Raw genomic sequence first — 16491 nt, 5'->3', positions numbered from 1 at the left:
CAGCGGTCAGGCCCCCACCCTCCGGATAACGCATACCACCGGCATACCGCAGGGATCATGAACCGTCACCACCCGACGACAACCCGAAAAGCTCAGTAACGGTCGGAGAACCCGCCAACTAGCGATCTGAGCCTCGAACCTGACCTGCGGAAACCGCGAACGCAGCCGCCAACTATCGGTCTGAGTCTCAGCCCGCTGTGGCTTTGAGACGTAGTTGGCCTCTTTGAGCGGTAGTTGGCCGTAGGCGTGCCTGGCTGCGGCTTCCGTTGTGGAAAACCTCACGCGGGTGGACGGTACGGCTGGGCGCCGAAAGCAGCGACGGCCGCCAGTGCGGAAACCGCAGCGAGCAGTACGAAGAGGGCGGGGTAGCCGCCGAGGGGCGCGGCGAGGGCAGTGCCGGCGAAGGGGGCGAGGGCGGCCGCGGTGTGGGCTGGTGCGGCGAGGAGTCCGGAGAGGCGGCCGTAGTGGGTGGTGCCCCAGCGGTCGGTGACGGCGGTGGCCTGGAGGAGTGTGAGGTTGCCGCGGACCGTTCCCGCGACCACGGCGAGTGCGACCAGGAGTGCGTAGGGACCTGCGGTGACCGCGAGGGCTGCGGTGGTGAGGCCGCCGAGTCCGACCAGCGTGGTGGTGCGGGCGGTGGTGCCGGTGCGGCGGGCCAAGGTCGCGTAGAGGGTGCGGCCGAGAGTCTGTCCGGCACCGCCGAGTCCGAGGGCCCAGGCCGCTTGGGTGGCGGTGTAGCCGCGTTCGAGCAGGAGTGGCACGAGTCCCATCACGACGGCGTACATCGCGAACCCGGAGAGGGTGAAGGTGACCGCCAGCATCCCGAACGCCCTGCTGCGCACCACGGAATCTCTGCCACCGGCTGCATGGGCGGGGCCTTTGGGGGCGGGCGGCCAGGGGGCTTTGAGGGCGAGGGCGTGGGCGGGGATGGTGACGAGCGCGAGGATCGCGGCGAGCGTGGTGTAGGTGGCGCGCCAGGACATGTGGTCGGCGAGGAGCGCGGTCAGGGGTGCGAAGAGTGTGGAGGCGAGGCCGCCGGCGAGGGTGACGATGGTCAGGGCGCGGATGTGGTCGGGGGCCCACCAGCGGGTGAGGGCGGCGAAGGCGGGCTGGTAGAAGGTGGCGGCCATCGCCGCTCCGGCCAGCAGCCACCCGAGGGCGAACACGGCGAGGTTGGGGGCGGCGGCCACGGTGAGCAGGCTGAGCACGCCGAGGACGGAGCCGGCCGTCATGACGGTGCGGGGGCCGTGGTGGTCCAGGACGCGGCCGACGTAGATGCCGGTGAGGGCGGAGACGAGGAGGGCGGCGGAGAACGCGGCGGTGGTCGCGGCTGGGCTCCAGCCGGTGTCGGCGGTGATGGCGGGGTTCAGGACGGGGAAGGCGTAGTAGAGGATTCCCCAGCTGGTGATCTGAGTGACGCACAGGGCGGGTAGTGCGGCGCGTGGCCGCGACCGGACCCCCGTCCCGGTCGCGGCCACGCCGGCCTCGGTGTGCGGCATGTTGGTCAGCAGCCGCCGGAAGAGGAGGCGGGGGCGCCGATGGTCAGGGTCGCGGGGGCCGCGCAGCAGCCGCCGCCGCTGGTTTCTTCGGCGGCTTGGGGCTGGTCGAAGAGGCCGGCGCCGCCGCACACTCCGGTCTCCGGGAGGGTCAGCTCTACGCGTTCGGCGGCTTCCTGGTCGCCTGCGAGGTGGGCGGCGATGGAGCGGACCTGCTCGTAGCCGGTCATGGCCAGGAAGGTGGGCGCGCGGCCGTAGGACTTCATGCCGACGAGGTAGACGCCCTGTTCGGGGTGGGACAGCTCGTTCACGCCGTGCGGGTAGACGGTGCCGCAGGAGTGCTGGTTGGGGTCGATCAGCGGCGCGAGGTCGACCGGCGCTTGGAGGCGCTCGTCCAGGGCCAGGCGCAGCTCGTCGAGGAAGGAGAGGTCGGGGCGGAGGCCGGTGAGGACGATGACCTCGTCGACCGCGTCGAGGCGGCGGCCGTCCTCGGCGACCAGCACCAGGCGGCCGTCGTGGTCGCGCTGGATGGCGTCGGTGCGAAAGCCCGTGACGGCGTCGGCGTAGCCGTTGTCGACGGCGGCCTTGGCGGCCAGGCCGAGGGCGCCGCGGGCGGGGAGCTGGTCGGCGCTGCCGCCGCCGAAGGTGGAGCCGGAGATGCCGCGGCGCAGGATCCAGGTGGCATGCGTGCCGCTCCCGTCGTCGGCCTTGGCGAGGTCGGCGAGGTAGGCCAGCGCGGTGAAGGCGGAGGCACCCGACCCGATGACGGCGGTGCGCTTGCCCGCGTAGCGGCCGCGGGCGGCCGGGTCCTTGAGGTCGGGGATCCGGTAGGAGATCCTGTCGGCGGCCGCCTTCTCGCCGAGGGCGGGCAGGCCGTCGCCGCCGATGGGGCTGGGTGTGGACCAGGTGCCGGAGGCGTCGATGACGGCGGAGGCCAGGATGCGCTCCTCGGCGCCGTCCGCGTTCACGATGCGCACCGTGAAGGGCTGCTGCTCGCGGTCGGCGTCCACGATCCGGTCGCGGCCCAGGCGGGAGACGCCGGTGACGGTGGCGCCGTAGCGGACCTTCTCCCCGAGGACGTCGGCGAGGGGCTGGAGGTAGAGGGCGGCCCAGTCCGCGCCGGAGGGATAGCTCCCGCCGTCGGGTGCCGTCCAGCCGGGGGCCAGGAGCTTCTCGGCGGCCGGGTCCACGAGCTCGGACCAGGTGGAGAACAGCCGTACGTGGCCCCATTCGCGTACCGCGGTGGCGGCGGACGTTCCGGCTTCCAGGACCAGCGGCGTGATGCCGCGCCCGGTGAGGTGCGCTGCGGCCGCCAGGCCGACGGGGCCCGCTCCGATCACGGCGACGGGCAGGGCTTCGGTAGATGCGTTCACGACGGGCTCCCCAATTGATTCGACGCCTGTCAATGTCCTGACGCCTCAAGAGTGCACCCTGGGATCGACGTACGTCAACATAGACATCTGTCGAAGTTCGAAGGATGATGGGGGCATGTCCACTGTGAAGGTGTTGCCGCTGCTGGAGCCGGAGGCCGCGGCCCCGTGCTGCCCGCCCCTGACCGAGCGCCCCCTGACGGCCGAGGAGGCCGAACGGACCGCCCTCATCTTCAAGGCCCTCGGCGATCCGGTACGCCTGCGCCTGTTCTCCGCCGTCGCCTCCCACGAGGGCGGCGAGGCGTGCGTGTGCGACATCTCCGACGTCGGTGTCTCCCAGCCCACCGTCTCCCACCACCTGAAGAAGCTCCGCGAGGCCGGCCTGCTCTCCTCCGAACGGCGCGGGACCTGGGTGTACTACCGGGTCGAGCCCGCGGTCCTCGCGGCCATGGGCCAGCTCCTCACCCGCGCGGCCACCGCGTGAGCATCACCCTCACGCCGCTGACCGGCGCGCACGCCGATGCGGTCCTGGCGATCTACCAGGCGGGCATCGACGAGGGCAACGCGACCTTTGAGACCACCGCCCCGACCTGGCCGGAGTTCGATGCGGCAAAGCTGCCCGAGCACCGCTTCGCCGCGCTCGACACCGACGGCAAGCTGCTGGGCTGGGTGGCCGCCACCAAGGTGTCCGACCGCTGCGCGTACGCCGGTGTCGTGGAGCACTCCGTCTACGTCCACCCGGGGGCTCGTGGGCGCGGTGTGGCCAGGACACTTCTGGACGCGCTGATCACCTCCACGGAAGCCACGGGGATCTGGACGATCCAGTCCGGGATCTTCCCCGAGAACGCCGCCAGCCTCGCCGTCCACGCGCGGGCCGGATTCCGGGTCGTCGGGATCCGTGAGCGCATCGGCCGCCACCACGGCGTGTGGCGCGATGTCGTACTGCTGGAGCGCCGCAGCCCGCGGATCAGCTGAGAGCCCCCGCAATTCCCGGCCCCGCTTCACCTTCACCACACTCCCGCCCAGGGGTTCAGCGGCGCAGGAGTTCGGCGATCTCGCGGGCGGCGTCGCGGGCCGGGCGGCCGACGCCGATGAGGGTGGCGGAGGCGGGGCCGGTCCAGTCGCCGTAGCCGAGCAGGTGCAGGCGCGGCTCGTCCACGGCCCGGGTGCCGGCGGTCGCGATGTGGCCACGGGCGCCGCGCAGGCGCATGGACGCGAAGGGCGCGAGCGCGGGGCGGAAACCGGTGCACCAGATGATTGCGTCTGCCTCCGCGACGGTTCCGTCGGCCCATTCCACGCCGGTGGCGGTGAGGCGGGTGAACATCGGCTTGGTGTGCACGAGTCCGGCGTCCGCGGCGCGGACGGGGGGTACGGCGACGATGTCGCCGAGGGAGGCGACGCCGCCGGTGTCGGTGCGAGCTGACGGCCAAGCTCGTACGATCGCGGTTGCGGCCGGGTGCCGCCTGACGGTGACGTGGCATGTCCTGTCCTGCCCGCACTATGCGGCGGATCGTGTCCTGGCGGGAAAGGCCGTCCCACCCTTTTGCGGCGGTCGTGACCTGGGACTAATGCGATCCGTTGGGGGATGACATGACAGCAGCGCACCGGGTCCCCGACGAGCGCCGCGGCGACCAGGCCGGCCATGGCCCCTCCACGGCCGGTCCGGCGGGTATGGACCCCAGCGCCCGCGAGGTGATCGAGAACATCGTGCAGGCGGTCCGTGAGGGCGACGACGCCCGCATCCGCGCCCTGCTGGCCACTTTGGCCGCCGTCGCGGACACCACGGCCCTGCTGCACCTGCGCGAGCGGCTGTACGCAACGGAGTGAGGATGTGATTCAGGCACGGCGGAACAGGTCTCCGGCACTCACCGGGCGCCGGCCGCCCCACGCCAGGCCCGGACGGCGGGGCACCTCCCGGCCCTCAGTGAGCCACTGCCGCTCGACGGCGTCGTAGATCGGCGCGTCGGACCCCTGCCAGAACTCCTCGGCCAGCCGGGCGAATCCGGCTCGCTCCGGAGGCGAAACGGTTTTCTGCTCCATGCCCGGGTCCAACGAACCTGGGCGGCCGATGTGGCGGCGCGTGACCGTTCCGTCATCGTGGTGCCGGGGCACGTCGACGATCCGGCCGACCACCGACGGGGGCAACGAGACGCAACCGATGCCGTGACGGCGGCAGAAGCCCAGGAATCCACGACGGCCCCTGCCGCCGGGGGGCGAGGCAGGGGCCGTCACACGGATTCCGGCCCGGGGGGAGCGAAGGGCCGGGGGCACGTGTCGCCGCTCTCAACGCCTGCGGCTCCCCGCAGGTCACGCCGGTTGGCCACCCCGGTCCCGGCATCACCCTTGCGCCACGATCCGTAGCCGAAATGATGCGGATGGTAACTGTCCGTGTGAGCGTGAGGACGAGGAATCCCTCACCCCCCGCATCAAGAGGAGTCGCCGTCATGGGCGGTACGCAGGACAAGCGCCAGGAGCCGGGCAAGGGCCGCGAAGAGCAGCAGCGCCCGCAGCGACCCGGCCAGGACCCGGTCCACCCCCAGCCCGGCCAGCCGTCCCGCGGCAAGAGCCCCGAGGAGACCAAGCGGCGCCGCGAGGACAACCCGCTCCACGAAGAGCGCGACCTGCGCGACGAAGAACTCTGAAGCAAAGCAGCACCCCACGCACGCAGAGCCCGGCCGGGACCGTAGTCACCCGGCCGGGCTCTGTCACGTCCCGCCCACAGCCGACCGACAGGCCCGCCCGCTCCGCCTCCGGCGAGCGCCCGGAAAAAGAAGGGAAGGGCCGCGCAGCCGGCTGCCCGTCGACGGCTACCTGGGTGAGCCCGGCTCGCGCGAAGGTGACGCCGCGCAGAAACACTCGTTGATCATTTCTGGACGGCGAACGCGTTCGGCCGGGCCCGGCCCTGGCATCTGCGCGGCTGGTAGATGGTCCCGAGCCGGAGGTGGACCGCCCGTGGCGGTGAACGGAAACCCCACCGTCAGAAGACGCCGGCTGGGCGCGGAGCTGCGCCGGCTCCGCCTGGCCGGTGGCCTGACCAGTACCCAGGTCGCCGAGCGACTGGTGATGTCCCAGCCCAAGATCAGTCACCTGGAGAACGGCCGCCGTGCCATCAAGCCCCGCGATGTGCGGGACCTGTGCAGTCTCTACGGAGTCATCGACCAGCAGGTCATCGACTCGTTGATGAGGATGGCCGGTGAATCGGACCGGCAGGGCTGGTGGGTCGCCTTCGGCGAAGTCCCCTACGCCGTCTACATCGGCCTGGAGACGGCAGCCGCATCCATCCTCACCTACGAGCCCCTGGTGATCCCCGGCCTCCTGCAAACCCCCGCCTACGCGGCCGCCGTCATCGCCGAACCTCAGGCCACGCCCGACGAGATCGCCACGCGCCTTGAGGTACGGCTGCGCCGTCAGCACCGGTTCCACCACCCGGCCCGCCCCCTGCGCTTACGCGTGGTACTCGACGAATCGGCACTGCGCCGCGTGGTCGGCAGCCCCGCCATCATGCGCGAACAGCTGGAGCACCTGAACTACCTCACTGCCCAGCCGTACATCACCGTGCAGGTCCTCCCGCACTGCGTGGGAGCCCATCCGGGCGTCTCGGGGCAGTTCTCGCTCCTCGACTTCGCGGACGCTCCCGGGGCGGGGACGGTGTATCTCGAACGGTTCACCAGCGACCTCTACCTGGAGAAACGATCCGACGTCGAGCGCTACAGCGTCATATACGAACATCTACAGGCCCAGGCTCTGAACCCGGACAGCACCCGCCGGTTCATCACCCGCGCCGCAGAGACCCACACCAGGTAGCGGGCATATCTAACCCTCGCTGGCCAAGCAGCGATCAACGTCTCACCCGGGTCGGGCAGGCGTTGATCCGTACCGGGCCGGGTTGATGCCGGAGCTTCAGCGAGCCTCACACCCGTCCGGGGGAACGCCGCGCCAGGATGGAGAGCCCGAGGGCCCCGGCGCCCCGGGCGGGAGGAGAACGCATTGATCACCACGAACATTCAACGCCACGGCACGGTCCTGGTCAGCGTCACCGGAGCACTCGACGAAAGCGCGGGCTCGGCGCTCCAGCGGGCGCTGGACGACGTCACCGTCGACGAGCGGGACCTCATGGTCGACCTGCACGGCGCGATGTCCATGGACGTCGACGGCCTGCTCCACCTCCTGGCCCTGCACCGGCGGGCGGAGAGCCTGGGCTTGCGCGTCCTGGTCGTCGGCTGGCAGCCCCAGCCCCAGCAGTTCATGGCCGACGTCGCGGGCATCCGCGGGCGCGGCTCGGCCACCGGGGAACGGTACGCCGTGGCGGGCTTTCGCCGGCTGCTCGAGGAACGGGCGCAGCGCGCACGCGACCTCTCGGATTTCGGTGCCGGATGGCTGTCCGGCGTCTAGCACGGCCCGGTCCGTTCCTCACACGAACGGTTCCCACTCTCCGGGGCCGGCGCCTCGCCACTCCACGAAGTCGGAGAGATCCGCCGTACCCGCGAGCCGGTCCCCGCCGACTTCGACCACGACTTCGGCGCCCTGATCGCCCGCACCCTCTCCGACCTCACCCACGACGAGCGGCACGTCCTGCGCTCCATCAGCCTGCTGGACGCCTTCGACCTCACCCTCGCCACCGCCGCCGCCGGCCTGGCGCACGAGGCCCCGGCCCAGCGGCTGATCGAGCGGCCTTTCATCCGCGAACAGCCCTTCGGGCTGTGGCCGTACCACCTGCACGGCCTGATCCGCTCCACCATCCGCAGCGCCGACGACGCCACCGACGACCGCTGGACCGAGCGCGACTGGCAGCAAGCCGCCAGCCGAGCCCTGGCCGCCCTCGGTGCCCAGTGGACCGCCTCCGAAGCCACCGGCCGGGACCGGATGCTCCTGGTCGGCTGCCTGCGCCAGGGTCTCCCCCTTGCCGGGACTTCCGTCTCGACCTCGGCTGGCTCGCGGACGCCGCCTGGGCCTATGTCAGCGACTCCGTGTGGGAGCCCATCGCCCCACCCGCCCGACCCGGCGGCACCAGCGGCCTGGAGACGGCCGCCGACGCCCTCGTCGAACTCCTCGCCGCGCTCGCCCGCCGCCAGCACGAACACCGCTCCGTCACCGCCTCCCGTCTCACCAGCGTCACCAGCAGCGGACTGCTGCCAGCTGACCTGCAGCAGATGGCCGTGTACTACCTCGCCAAGGCCCACCGCGACCTCGGCCAGTCCGCCGCCTCCCGTCAAGGGATGCAGCTCGTCGCCGACGGGGGGCCGCCTCGCCCCCGCGCTCGCCGGGGCCTGGTCCACCTCGCCCGCCTCGCCGGCGACTTCCCTACCGCGTACGACACCGCGCAGACCCTCGGATGGGCCGGCCGTCAGCACCGCGTCGAAGGCGACATCTACTGGCCCCACGGCGACATGAACCGCGCGGCCGCCGCCTACACCGCAGCCCGCGACCAGGCCGAGCAGCACAGCGTCGCCGGAGAACGCGCCACCAGCCAGGCCCAGCGCGCTCTCGTGCTCGCCTTCACCGACCCCGACACCGCGGACGACGAACTCCACCTCGCCGAACAGCTCCTCACCGGCCTTGACCTTCGCGCCACCAGCTTCACGCTGAGGATCGCCGCGCTTGTCCGCGACGCGGGCACCCTGCGCGGCCTCGAGGCCGCCCGCGCTCTGCTGAGCCGAGATCCGCGAGGCTGGCATCACCGCGGCCGAAGCCGCCCTCGAACTCGCCCTCGCCTTCCACCACGCCGTCCAAGGCGATCACGACGAGGTCCGCGCCGTCATCGCCAGGCTGCGCGACCTTGCCCGGACCGGCGACTACGCCTACTACGCAGATATCGCCCACTTCATGGCCGACCTGCCTTTGACCGCGTCCCTCGCCAACTGGCTCGGCGGCCCTGACGAGGTCCGTGCCCGCTGGCACCAGCTCGTTCAGACCCGCCGCACCCGACTCCACACCTAGAGCTCGGCCAGTCAGAGAACACCAGCGTCGCATCGTGCGGTGCACGAGGTTGACCCATCTTTACGCAGGTCAGAGCCGCAACACGGTGTGTGTTGCAGGGGCCTGTTGCACTCGCGTTGCACGCCGCCGGAGTGGGGCGTGCGGCAGACCGGTGACCTGTGACAGCGAAGACGGACCGTTTGCCACGGAAGTCGGGCCGATGACCGTTTATGCCATCGAAGATGGGTCACTGCATGTTTTGTGACAGCGAAGTTGGGCTGATGTTGACTCATGCCGTGCGGTGGCTTTGTTCACGAGAACCGATGTTCATCACTTCGGGTTCTGGCTCACATTCCGTGAATCACCACGCTGAGTGACGTTCGTCGGGCGGACAGCACCTCGGGAAGCTGCCTGAAAATGATCCGTCCCCAGTGCGGTGTGGCTGACAGTTCGGCCCGTGAAAGAAGTGGTGCTCCGGCTGGAGGAGTTGCTGTTCCCGTCAATCGCAGGTGTGGCCGTGCTGTCGGTCGACGTGAACGATGAGGCGGTACGCATCGAGGCCCGAAGTACGGTGGCCGGGTCCGATTGCCCTGGTTGCGGGAGGTGGTCTCGACGAGTTCACAGCTCCTACCTGCGGTTTCCCGCTGATGTGCCCAGTGGGGGCAGACGGGTCGTCCTCTGTTTACGCGTCCGCCGGTTCCTCTGCCCGGTCAATTCCTGCGGTCGTCGGACCTTCGCCGAGCAGATGACGGGGCTGGCCCGCCGATATGGCCGGCGGACCGAGCGCCTGCGGTCGACGCTGGCCGCAGTCGGCCTCGCGCTCGCCGGTCGAGCCGGGGCCCGCATGGCGAGAGTCTTCGGCATATCCGTCAGTCGCAGCACGGTGCTGAGGCTGGTCGAAGCCTTGCCCGACCCGGAAGTTCCCGTCCCGCGCGTCGTCGGCGTCGATGAGTACGCGACCCGTAAGGGCCGCCACTACGGGACTGTCCTGGTCGACGTCGAAAGCCGTAGGCCGGTGGACCTACTGCCCGACCGGGAGGCATCCAGCCTGGCCGCTTGGCTCACGACGCGGCCCACAGTGGAGGTGGTATGCCGCGATCGGGCACCGTTCTTCGCCGAAGGCGCCACAGCCGGGGCACCCCAGGCGGTGCAGGTGGCGGACAGGTGGCACCTTTGGCACAACCTGAGCGAAGCTGCCGAGCGTTGTGTCGCAGACCACCGCGGGTGCCTACGGGTGCTGGCGCCAGATCCAGCTGAGCCTGCGCCCGAGCCGGAGAAGTTCGAAGACCCTTCCGGCTCGCCGTGGCCTACGGGACATCGATTTGCCGACCGCACCCGCGCCAAGCACGCGACCGTCCACGAACTACTGGCCTCCGGCCTGAGCCGGAGGGCGATCGGCCGCCAACTCGGCATGACCTCGCGCACCGTCAAGCTCTTCGCCGACGCGGCCACCCCGGAGGACCTCTTTCGCGGGCAGTGGCAGGGTCGACCGTCCAAGCTGGACGCGTTCAAGCCCTACCTGGATGACCGCTGGAACCAGGGCTGCACCACCGCCTGGGCGGTATGGGAGGAGATCGTGCCGCTCGGCTATCAGGGCAGCTACCAGCGTGTTCGCGCCTACTTCCGGGAGAAGAGGACCTCTCCCAACTCGATCACAGCTCGGCCACCGTCGCCCCGCGTCGTCGCCGGCTGGATTCTCCGGAGACCTGAGGCCCTTTCGGAGATCGACCACCTTCGACTCAAGGTGTCTTGGCTCACTGCCCCGAACTCGACGCCCTCACCGGTCACGTCCGGTCCTTCGCCCAGATGCTCACCGAGCGCCGAGGCGAACGGCTACCGGAGTGGCTGGACGCTGTCCGGCAAGACGACCTCCCCAGCCTCCACACCCTCGCCGCGGGCATCGAACGTGACCGTGATGCCGTCATCGCCGGCCTCACCCTGCCCTGGAGCTCCGGTGTCGTCGAAGGACACGTCAACCGGATCAAGATGCTCAAGCGCCAGATGTTCGGACGGGCCGGCTTTGCTCTGTTACGGAAGAGGGTTCTTCTGGCCAACTGAGGACACCCACCCATAGGGTGACAGGGACGAGAGAAGAACACGATGGATCCCCGCATACCCCGCCTGCGCCGCAAGCTGGCCGCGATCCCATTCCAACCACTGCGCGGCCACTCCTTCGGGGAAGAGCAGCACAAGTTCTGCCTCGGCCCGAAGCTGGCGGGAGCACGCGTCGCGGCGTTCGAGGCCGAGCACGACATCGTCCTGCCCGACGCCTATCGGCAGTTCCTCACGCACGTCGGCGGCTCAGGCGCGGCACCGTTCTACGGCCTCATGCCGCTGGAGCAGTGTTCCCTGCTGGTCATGAATCCCCGCGGAGAACCAGGGAAGCCCCGCGGCTTCGACGGCAGAGACCCCAGGGCCCACGGACGCGATCTCTTCCTCCACATCATCGAGATGGGCTGCACCGACGTATGCGTCATCGCGGTGACCGGCCCCCTCACCGGCCGCGTCCTCATCGGTAACAGCGACGGCTACTGGGGCCCCAACGTCTCCTCCGCTACCGACTTCCTCGACTGGTACGAACGCTGGCTCAACCACATGAGCGCCGGACGCGACAACCGGGCCCTGGAACTCACCTCACCGAGGCTTCGCGCTCATCCAAACCGCCATCGCCTGGCTCCCAAGATCTGACTCCCCGTAATCACTCCACGGAAAGTGAGCCAGAGCCCGAAGTGGTGAACATCGGCTGTCGGTTCTCGGTTCTGGCACACATTCCGTGAGAACGATCAACGGATTCTTGTCGCGGTGACGTTGCGTCATCTGGGACCGTGGTGCAATGCGGAAGATGTTCGCCAGGACGAGGGCGTCGCCGACCACCGACATGCACGCCCACCAGCCGCTGCACAACGACTCCGACCAGGCTCGTCAGCACGATCACCGTTGAAGCCGCTACCGCACTCGCCAGGCTGGTCTGGCCGCGCCTGCGACGTGTGGGGCAGGGAGCACCTCTACCGGGACGGCAGCAAGGTCTACTCCGGTGCCATCAACACCGGCACCGACCGCCACGGGTACCAGCTGCGCATTCCCGGGCCATGGCCCCCTCGGCCATGTGGTTGTAGAGCTGCAGGAATGCGACGGACAGGACGGAGGGGTCAGCAGCCCAGTGCGCTCGGGCGCCGTCCACTCACAGTTCATCGCTCGGGACGAGGATGGCCATCGGAAGCCAGCCATCATCTCTTGCCGCGGCGAGAGAGGCGCCTGATCCGTTCTTCGCGTCGGGCTGGGGCAACCAGTGCCCGGAAATCGTCCCTCTCACGCAGCAGCTTCAGGCATGGATCCTGTTTCGCTTCATCCCTATCTCGATCATTCGGTAGTGCGAAGCGCGCCTGCCGGATGGCATTCTCTGGATCGTAACCCTGCCGAAGTGCAAGGAATGAGTCCAGGCATGCATTCTCGTAGGCGCGCCGGGGAACTACAGTCTTATCCGCTGGGCGGAGGGGCCCAATAATTCGGGGTTCGGTCAAGGATTCAATCTGGCGCAGCAGAACGTCGGCGATGGGCTTCACCTGCTCGGCGTATGCCGCCCACTGGGGTGGGTTCCCCTTTGCGGTCGCTTCACACTGTCGCACAAACTCTTGTGCGAACCTTTTGGCATCTAGCAGATTGGGGTCGCCCGCCGGATATCCGTCTTCCGCGTGAAGGTTGATCCGCTGGGCTGTGCCGCGATATAGGGCTCGGAGAAGGAGCGGCGATCCGGCTTCAAGATTCAATTCTTGGAGTTCGTTATCTAGCGCGTCGGCGAACTGTCGGTAGGCAGGCTCGCCAATCTTCGTAGCGCTCTGGAGTGCCCACAAGTATTCAAGACGCGCCAAAGGGTAGGTGGGGTCCTCGTTCACTGCACGGGCGAGCAGTGATGTGCGCTGGTCGTGGTTGTCGATGAGCGAGTCGCTGGCAGCGATGACGTGAAGGGCGACACTCTTCCAGTTCCGGGCTTTGTACAGGCCCCGCTGCAGGTATGGATGTGCTTCGCTCAACTGCACAAGGATGAACGCTGCAGCTCCGGTCAACAGCTGGGCTCGCATGCGGTCACCTTCTGTGCTGGCATCGACTTCAGGGAGCCCAAGATCGAGGCGGCTGAAAATCATGCTTGCGGCGTGGCTGCCGTTGCGGGAGAGGGTGATAGCGACGCGGTTGGCGTCGACGATGTTTGCTCTAGCGCGCCAGGTGAGGTCTGGACGGAGCGCGAAGTAGAGGCTGGACAGCGCTCCGATTACCCTTCCCGCAGGCAGTGCGCTCAGGGCTTCGCTGTCGACGGTACTAAGCGCCGTCGGAGAGGTTGAATTGTGCGTCCGCAGGCGCGCCGGCGTTTCTGCCCCGAGGGTCTGCAAGCGGGCGAGTAGGTAGTCGGTCGCTGCTGCGTCCGTCTTTCCGTCGGCGGTCTGTACAGCGACTTGAAGGCGCAAATTCTGGCCGAGCATCGCCGCTGTGAGGACCAGGCCGTAAGCGGTGAGTAGCCCGTATGCGGCGAGGAGTCGCCACCGAGCCAGGGCTTCGTGATCCTTGCTGCTGAGAAACACCACCACGAAAAGGCCAATGATGATGAGGATTCTCAGGGTCCCATCGAACCGTAGCCAGTGGCGCGCGACGCAACGATTCCGCCAGCCGTCCTTGGTGCGCTCTGCCTCGGAAATGAGAACCGCCAGCGGAACGGCAAGGATCGCGATGACGAAAAGAACGAGCAGTGTCCAAAACGCCGGCCGCGGCACGAGAGGGGCTGGGCCAAAGGGGACCATCGCATGAACGGGCAGAGTCACCGCTGCGCCCACCAGAATCAGATAACCGAGATATTTCAGCGGCTGGCGCACGACGCTCGGCCACTCCACTGATTCGACTCTGACGAGCCACCGAGAAAGCAAGCTCCCGAGGGATAGTAGAACAAGGAGAGTGACGACGACTGGCACGATGAGTTTCAGGGCTGGTCTCAACCAGTCGTCATAGAAGCGGTCCCACCTCCGCTCCGCTGGGCGTCTCTTCGAGCCTGTGGCCTCTGTCAGTCCCTTGAGCGCCTCCGTATTCGCCTCATCTTTAAGCAGCGCTGTCTCGAACGCTGCAGCCGAACTAGTCAGTTCACCGGCCCGGAGCAACCCCTGCCCCTTGGAAACAAGATCTCGGGCTTCCTGCCGCTTTTTGTCGATATCCTCCAAGCCTCTGGCTGCGCAAGGTAGGGGGTCTTTACCCGCGACAGGCATGAAGAGGGTGGCGGCTTCGGCCAGGTGACCGTTGGCTACAAACTCGTCCGCTGTTGAGCACACGGTGGATGGGACGTTTGGGCTCGGCGCCACCAAGGCTGTTCCACCTGCGCTGGGTGGGGCCGCGGCCGTCGCAGCAAGAACCAGCAGCACGACACCAAACCAGCGGACAGGGCTCATGAGCACCTCTATATATCGGCCCCCATAGAGCTATGGCCGCTGCGCACAGATCTGTAGCGGCAGTTCAGCCGAATGGCTCTCTACGCTGAGACAGGCTGCAGTGCTGCGGACGAAGGCTCTCGGTCCACCGGCCGTAGCGGCGGGTCAGCCCGGCAGCTCGCCCCTATCAATACCGCCTCATCGTTCACGTCGACCGACAGCGCCGCGATATCCGGGATCGACGGGACGTACCGGAACTGTCAGCTCATCCAAGATCGCTACCTATGGTTTTCTGGCAACTAGGACGGCGGGATCGGTCGTCGGCCTTCACTCACGGTGCGCGCTCACGGAAAGTGAGCCAGAACCCGGTTCTCGTGAACAAAGCGAGAGCGGTCGCGGAGTTCCGCTCGCCAGCGGAACCCTCTCTGCTGACAGGTGCCCGAACACCACTTGCGGCGGGTTCCCGGCTTGCGGTCGGCGATGGAGGTTCCGCAGGCCGCGCATTCCTGCTGATCAGATCGCCGGAGGACTTCCTGGTCAAAGCACTCGTCCGAGCACCAAGGGTTGGGCCTGAGGGGCTGGTAGTTGCGGTGGCAGCCCCGGCAGGTCGGCGGGCGGGGGTGCTGCGGCTCTGGCCAGCGTTCCCGAAGTTCCGCGTTCCAGCGGTCGGCTCGTTCACGGCATGGTTTCGAGCACCAGATGCGGCCAGTGACCGGTTTGCGGTGGGCCATCGAGGCTCCGCAGCCTCCGCATTCCTGCAGCTCAGCGCGTTTCAGCACTTCCTGCTGCAGACAGTGGCGAGAGCACCAGGGGTTGATCCTGAGCGGCCGGTAGCGCCGCCCACAGCCCCGGCAGGCCCGCGCCCCGAAGGGCCCGGGGGCCTCCAGTCCGGCCGGATCGAGCTCAACGTCCGTTTCCTGGGGCGGGTTCGCGGCTGTGATCAGGTCGCGCCGTTCACGCATTTCCTGGGTTCTGCACGCGATCGAGCACCACTCGCGGGCCGTCCGTCGACTCTGGGAAGAGTGGTTTCCGGCAGTAGCGGCAGATTACGGTCGGCGGGAGCGGGCTGCGGGTCCAGTGGGCGATCCTGGCACTGCAGCGTTTCGAGCACGCCTTTCGCCTGGTGGCACTGTTCATCGGCCCTTCGCAGGCCGGGCAGAGGCCGGTGAGTTCATATAGCGGGCCAGCCAGCGGATGTTCGCCATGAACACCGGATCGGGCCGCCCCACCCAGGCGAAGTCCCATCCCACCGCCCCCGCACGCACGCTCGGTCGCGGCGAAGGACTCCCGGGTCTCCTCGTCCATTTCGTCCTCGGCACGGACGTCGACCACGCGGGCCCGCCCGTCGGCGAGCCGGACGAAGTAGTCGGGAGCATGCCTGCGCTCGCGGACGCCGTCGTGCCAGTGAAGCCAGAACGGCTGCGAGGCGGTGGCGGTGACCTGTGAGTCCCGGTCCAGCAAGACCAGCCGGTCCCGCTCCAGCCACGACTCGTATCCGACGTGATCCCGTACGGTCACCGAGTAGTACCAGCCCGCGAAGCCCCGGCCGTACTTGTGCCAGGTGAACTCACGGACCGGCTCCGCCGCCTCGAACCGGACATCCCAACCCGTCTGCAGTGGCCGGCGCCTACGTACCCCGTCGACAGAGAAGTCCAGCTCAAAGCCCGTGAGTACAGCTTGATCGACTGCACGAACAGGTAACCCCACTACGGCCCCGCCTGACGAATCCACTGCCGGTCCAACTTCGTTGGCACAAACTAGCGTTGGCCCAACTTCAGTGGCAAACGGCCCACCTTCGCTGTCACAGGTCAACCGGAACGGACGGGGCTGACCTGTGACAGCGAAGCTGGACCGCTCGTCATCGAAGTTGGACGGACGGCTGTTTACGCCGGCGAAGATGGATCACTGCATGGTTGGTTACAGCGAAGCTGGACCGGCACGGGGCTTGAGCTGCGCGATCCCGGAGTCCGGCTCGCCGGAGGACCGCTCCTTGCCGGCAGGTGCCCGAGCACCACTGGCGGGCGCGGGACGGCTCGAGGTGGGCCGCGGAGGTTCCGCATGCCGCACATTCCCGCTGGTCACAGCCTCTGGTGAACTCCTGCTCGAAGGAGTGGTCCGAGCACCAGGGGTTCGGCCTGAGGGGCTGGAAGAGGCAACGGCAGGTCAGCCAGGACGAACAGGCACACCCAGAAGATCTGCACCCGACTAGGCAGTGTCTTCAAAGGGGCTTTAGCCAGAGGAACAGGGACGCGATGGTGACGGCTGCCTGGTAGGACTCGCGGGTTTTGTCATAGCGAGTGGCGA

At 68.4% G+C, this 16491-nt stretch carries 14 protein-coding genes and 2 pseudogenes; 9 read left to right on the top strand and 7 right to left on the bottom strand.

Annotated features, from left to right (window positions below):
* Positions 1-278: 278 nt before the first annotated feature.
* Positions 279-1499, bottom strand: coding sequence for an MFS transporter (locus tag IF88_RS0138565; protein WP_037808653.1), 1221 nt, complete (start codon positions 1497-1499; stop codon positions 279-281).
* Between the two features lie 5 nt (positions 1500-1504).
* A complete protein-coding gene (locus IF88_RS0138560) occupies positions 1505-2869 on the bottom strand; it encodes an FAD-dependent oxidoreductase (RefSeq protein ID WP_030723787.1) in 1365 nt (454 codons plus the stop codon).
* Positions 2870-2984: 115 nt separating this feature from the next.
* On the opposite strand from IF88_RS0138560, the gene IF88_RS0138555 reads away from it, so the two are divergent.
* Positions 2985-3350: an ArsR/SmtB family transcription factor gene (locus IF88_RS0138555; RefSeq protein WP_030723785.1), complete on the top strand. Its 366-nt coding sequence runs from the start codon at positions 2985-2987 to the stop codon at positions 3348-3350.
* Positions 3347-3841 (top strand): GNAT family N-acetyltransferase, encoded by a 495-nt coding sequence (locus IF88_RS0138550; RefSeq protein WP_030723781.1) that lies wholly within the window; start codon positions 3347-3349, stop codon positions 3839-3841. Before IF88_RS0138555 ends, IF88_RS0138550 begins: the two co-directional genes overlap by 4 nt.
* A 55-nt stretch (positions 3842-3896) precedes the next feature.
* Here IF88_RS0138550 and IF88_RS41665 read toward each other — a convergent pair.
* A pseudogene (locus IF88_RS41665) lies at positions 3897-4316 on the bottom strand (pyridine nucleotide-disulfide oxidoreductase); the annotation flags it as partial.
* A gap of 140 nt (positions 4317-4456) precedes the next feature.
* Here IF88_RS41665 and IF88_RS0138535 point away from each other — a divergent pair.
* Positions 4457-4693: a hypothetical protein gene (locus tag IF88_RS0138535; RefSeq protein WP_030723776.1), complete on the top strand. Its 237-nt coding sequence runs from the start codon at positions 4457-4459 to the stop codon at positions 4691-4693.
* 9 nt (positions 4694-4702) lie between these two features.
* On the opposite strand, the gene IF88_RS0138530 is transcribed toward IF88_RS0138535, so the two are convergent.
* The gene (locus tag IF88_RS0138530) at positions 4703-4906 is read right to left on the bottom strand and encodes a hypothetical protein (protein WP_030723774.1); all 204 of its coding nucleotides are present in this window, start codon (positions 4904-4906) and stop codon (positions 4703-4705) included.
* A gap of 404 nt (positions 4907-5310) precedes the next feature.
* Between IF88_RS0138530 and IF88_RS0138525 the strand changes: the two genes are divergently transcribed.
* The 3 genes from IF88_RS0138525 (at position 5311) to IF88_RS0138515 (ending at position 7258) form a co-directional block, all read left to right on the top strand.
* Positions 5311-5508, top strand: coding sequence for a hypothetical protein (locus IF88_RS0138525; protein WP_030723772.1), 198 nt, complete (start codon positions 5311-5313; stop codon positions 5506-5508).
* A 310-nt stretch (positions 5509-5818) separates the two neighbouring features.
* Positions 5819-6670: a helix-turn-helix domain-containing protein gene (locus IF88_RS0138520; RefSeq protein ID WP_030723771.1), complete on the top strand. Its 852-nt coding sequence runs from the start codon at positions 5819-5821 to the stop codon at positions 6668-6670.
* Positions 6671-6853: 183 nt separating this feature from the next.
* Positions 6854-7258, top strand: a complete 405-nt coding sequence (locus tag IF88_RS0138515) for an STAS domain-containing protein (protein WP_030723768.1) — start codon at positions 6854-6856, stop codon at positions 7256-7258.
* 18 nt (positions 7259-7276) lie between these two features.
* Here the strand turns inward: IF88_RS0138515 and IF88_RS47535 are convergent, their stop codons facing one another.
* Positions 7277-7660: a hypothetical protein gene (locus IF88_RS47535; RefSeq protein WP_199808203.1), complete on the bottom strand. Its 384-nt coding sequence runs from the start codon at positions 7658-7660 to the stop codon at positions 7277-7279.
* A 173-nt stretch (positions 7661-7833) separates the two neighbouring features.
* Between IF88_RS47535 and IF88_RS47530 the strand changes: the two genes are divergently transcribed.
* The 3 genes and pseudogenes from IF88_RS47530 (at position 7834) to IF88_RS0138500 (ending at position 11470) form a co-directional block, all read left to right on the top strand.
* Positions 7834-8742, top strand: a complete 909-nt coding sequence (locus IF88_RS47530) for a hypothetical protein (RefSeq protein WP_199808202.1) — start codon at positions 7834-7836, stop codon at positions 8740-8742.
* A gap of 497 nt (positions 8743-9239) precedes the next feature.
* Positions 9240-10840, top strand: a pseudogene (locus tag IF88_RS49785) (ISL3 family transposase).
* Between the two features lie 42 nt (positions 10841-10882).
* Complete coding sequence (locus IF88_RS0138500; protein ID WP_030723762.1) at positions 10883-11470, top strand: SMI1/KNR4 family protein; 588 nt, start codon at positions 10883-10885, stop codon at positions 11468-11470.
* 539 nt (positions 11471-12009) lie between these two features.
* Here the strand turns inward: IF88_RS0138500 and IF88_RS47060 are convergent.
* Together IF88_RS47060 and IF88_RS49485 are read right to left on the bottom strand one after the other, a co-directional pair.
* Complete coding sequence (locus tag IF88_RS47060) at positions 12010-14208, bottom strand: hypothetical protein (RefSeq protein WP_158754877.1); 2199 nt, start codon at positions 14206-14208, stop codon at positions 12010-12012.
* Between the two features lie 933 nt (positions 14209-15141).
* Positions 15142-15918: a TnsA-like heteromeric transposase endonuclease subunit gene (locus IF88_RS49485; protein WP_324617240.1), complete on the bottom strand. Its 777-nt coding sequence runs from the start codon at positions 15916-15918 to the stop codon at positions 15142-15144.
* Positions 15919-16491 lie beyond the last annotated feature (573 nt).

This window comes from Streptomyces sp. NRRL F-2580 (genome assembly GCF_000720115.1).
In the GTDB taxonomy this organism is placed as follows: Bacteria; Actinomycetota; Actinomycetes; order Streptomycetales; family Streptomycetaceae; genus Streptomyces.
Note: the sequence above shows the minus strand (reverse complement) of the source record. Positions and strands in the feature narration are given on the sequence as shown.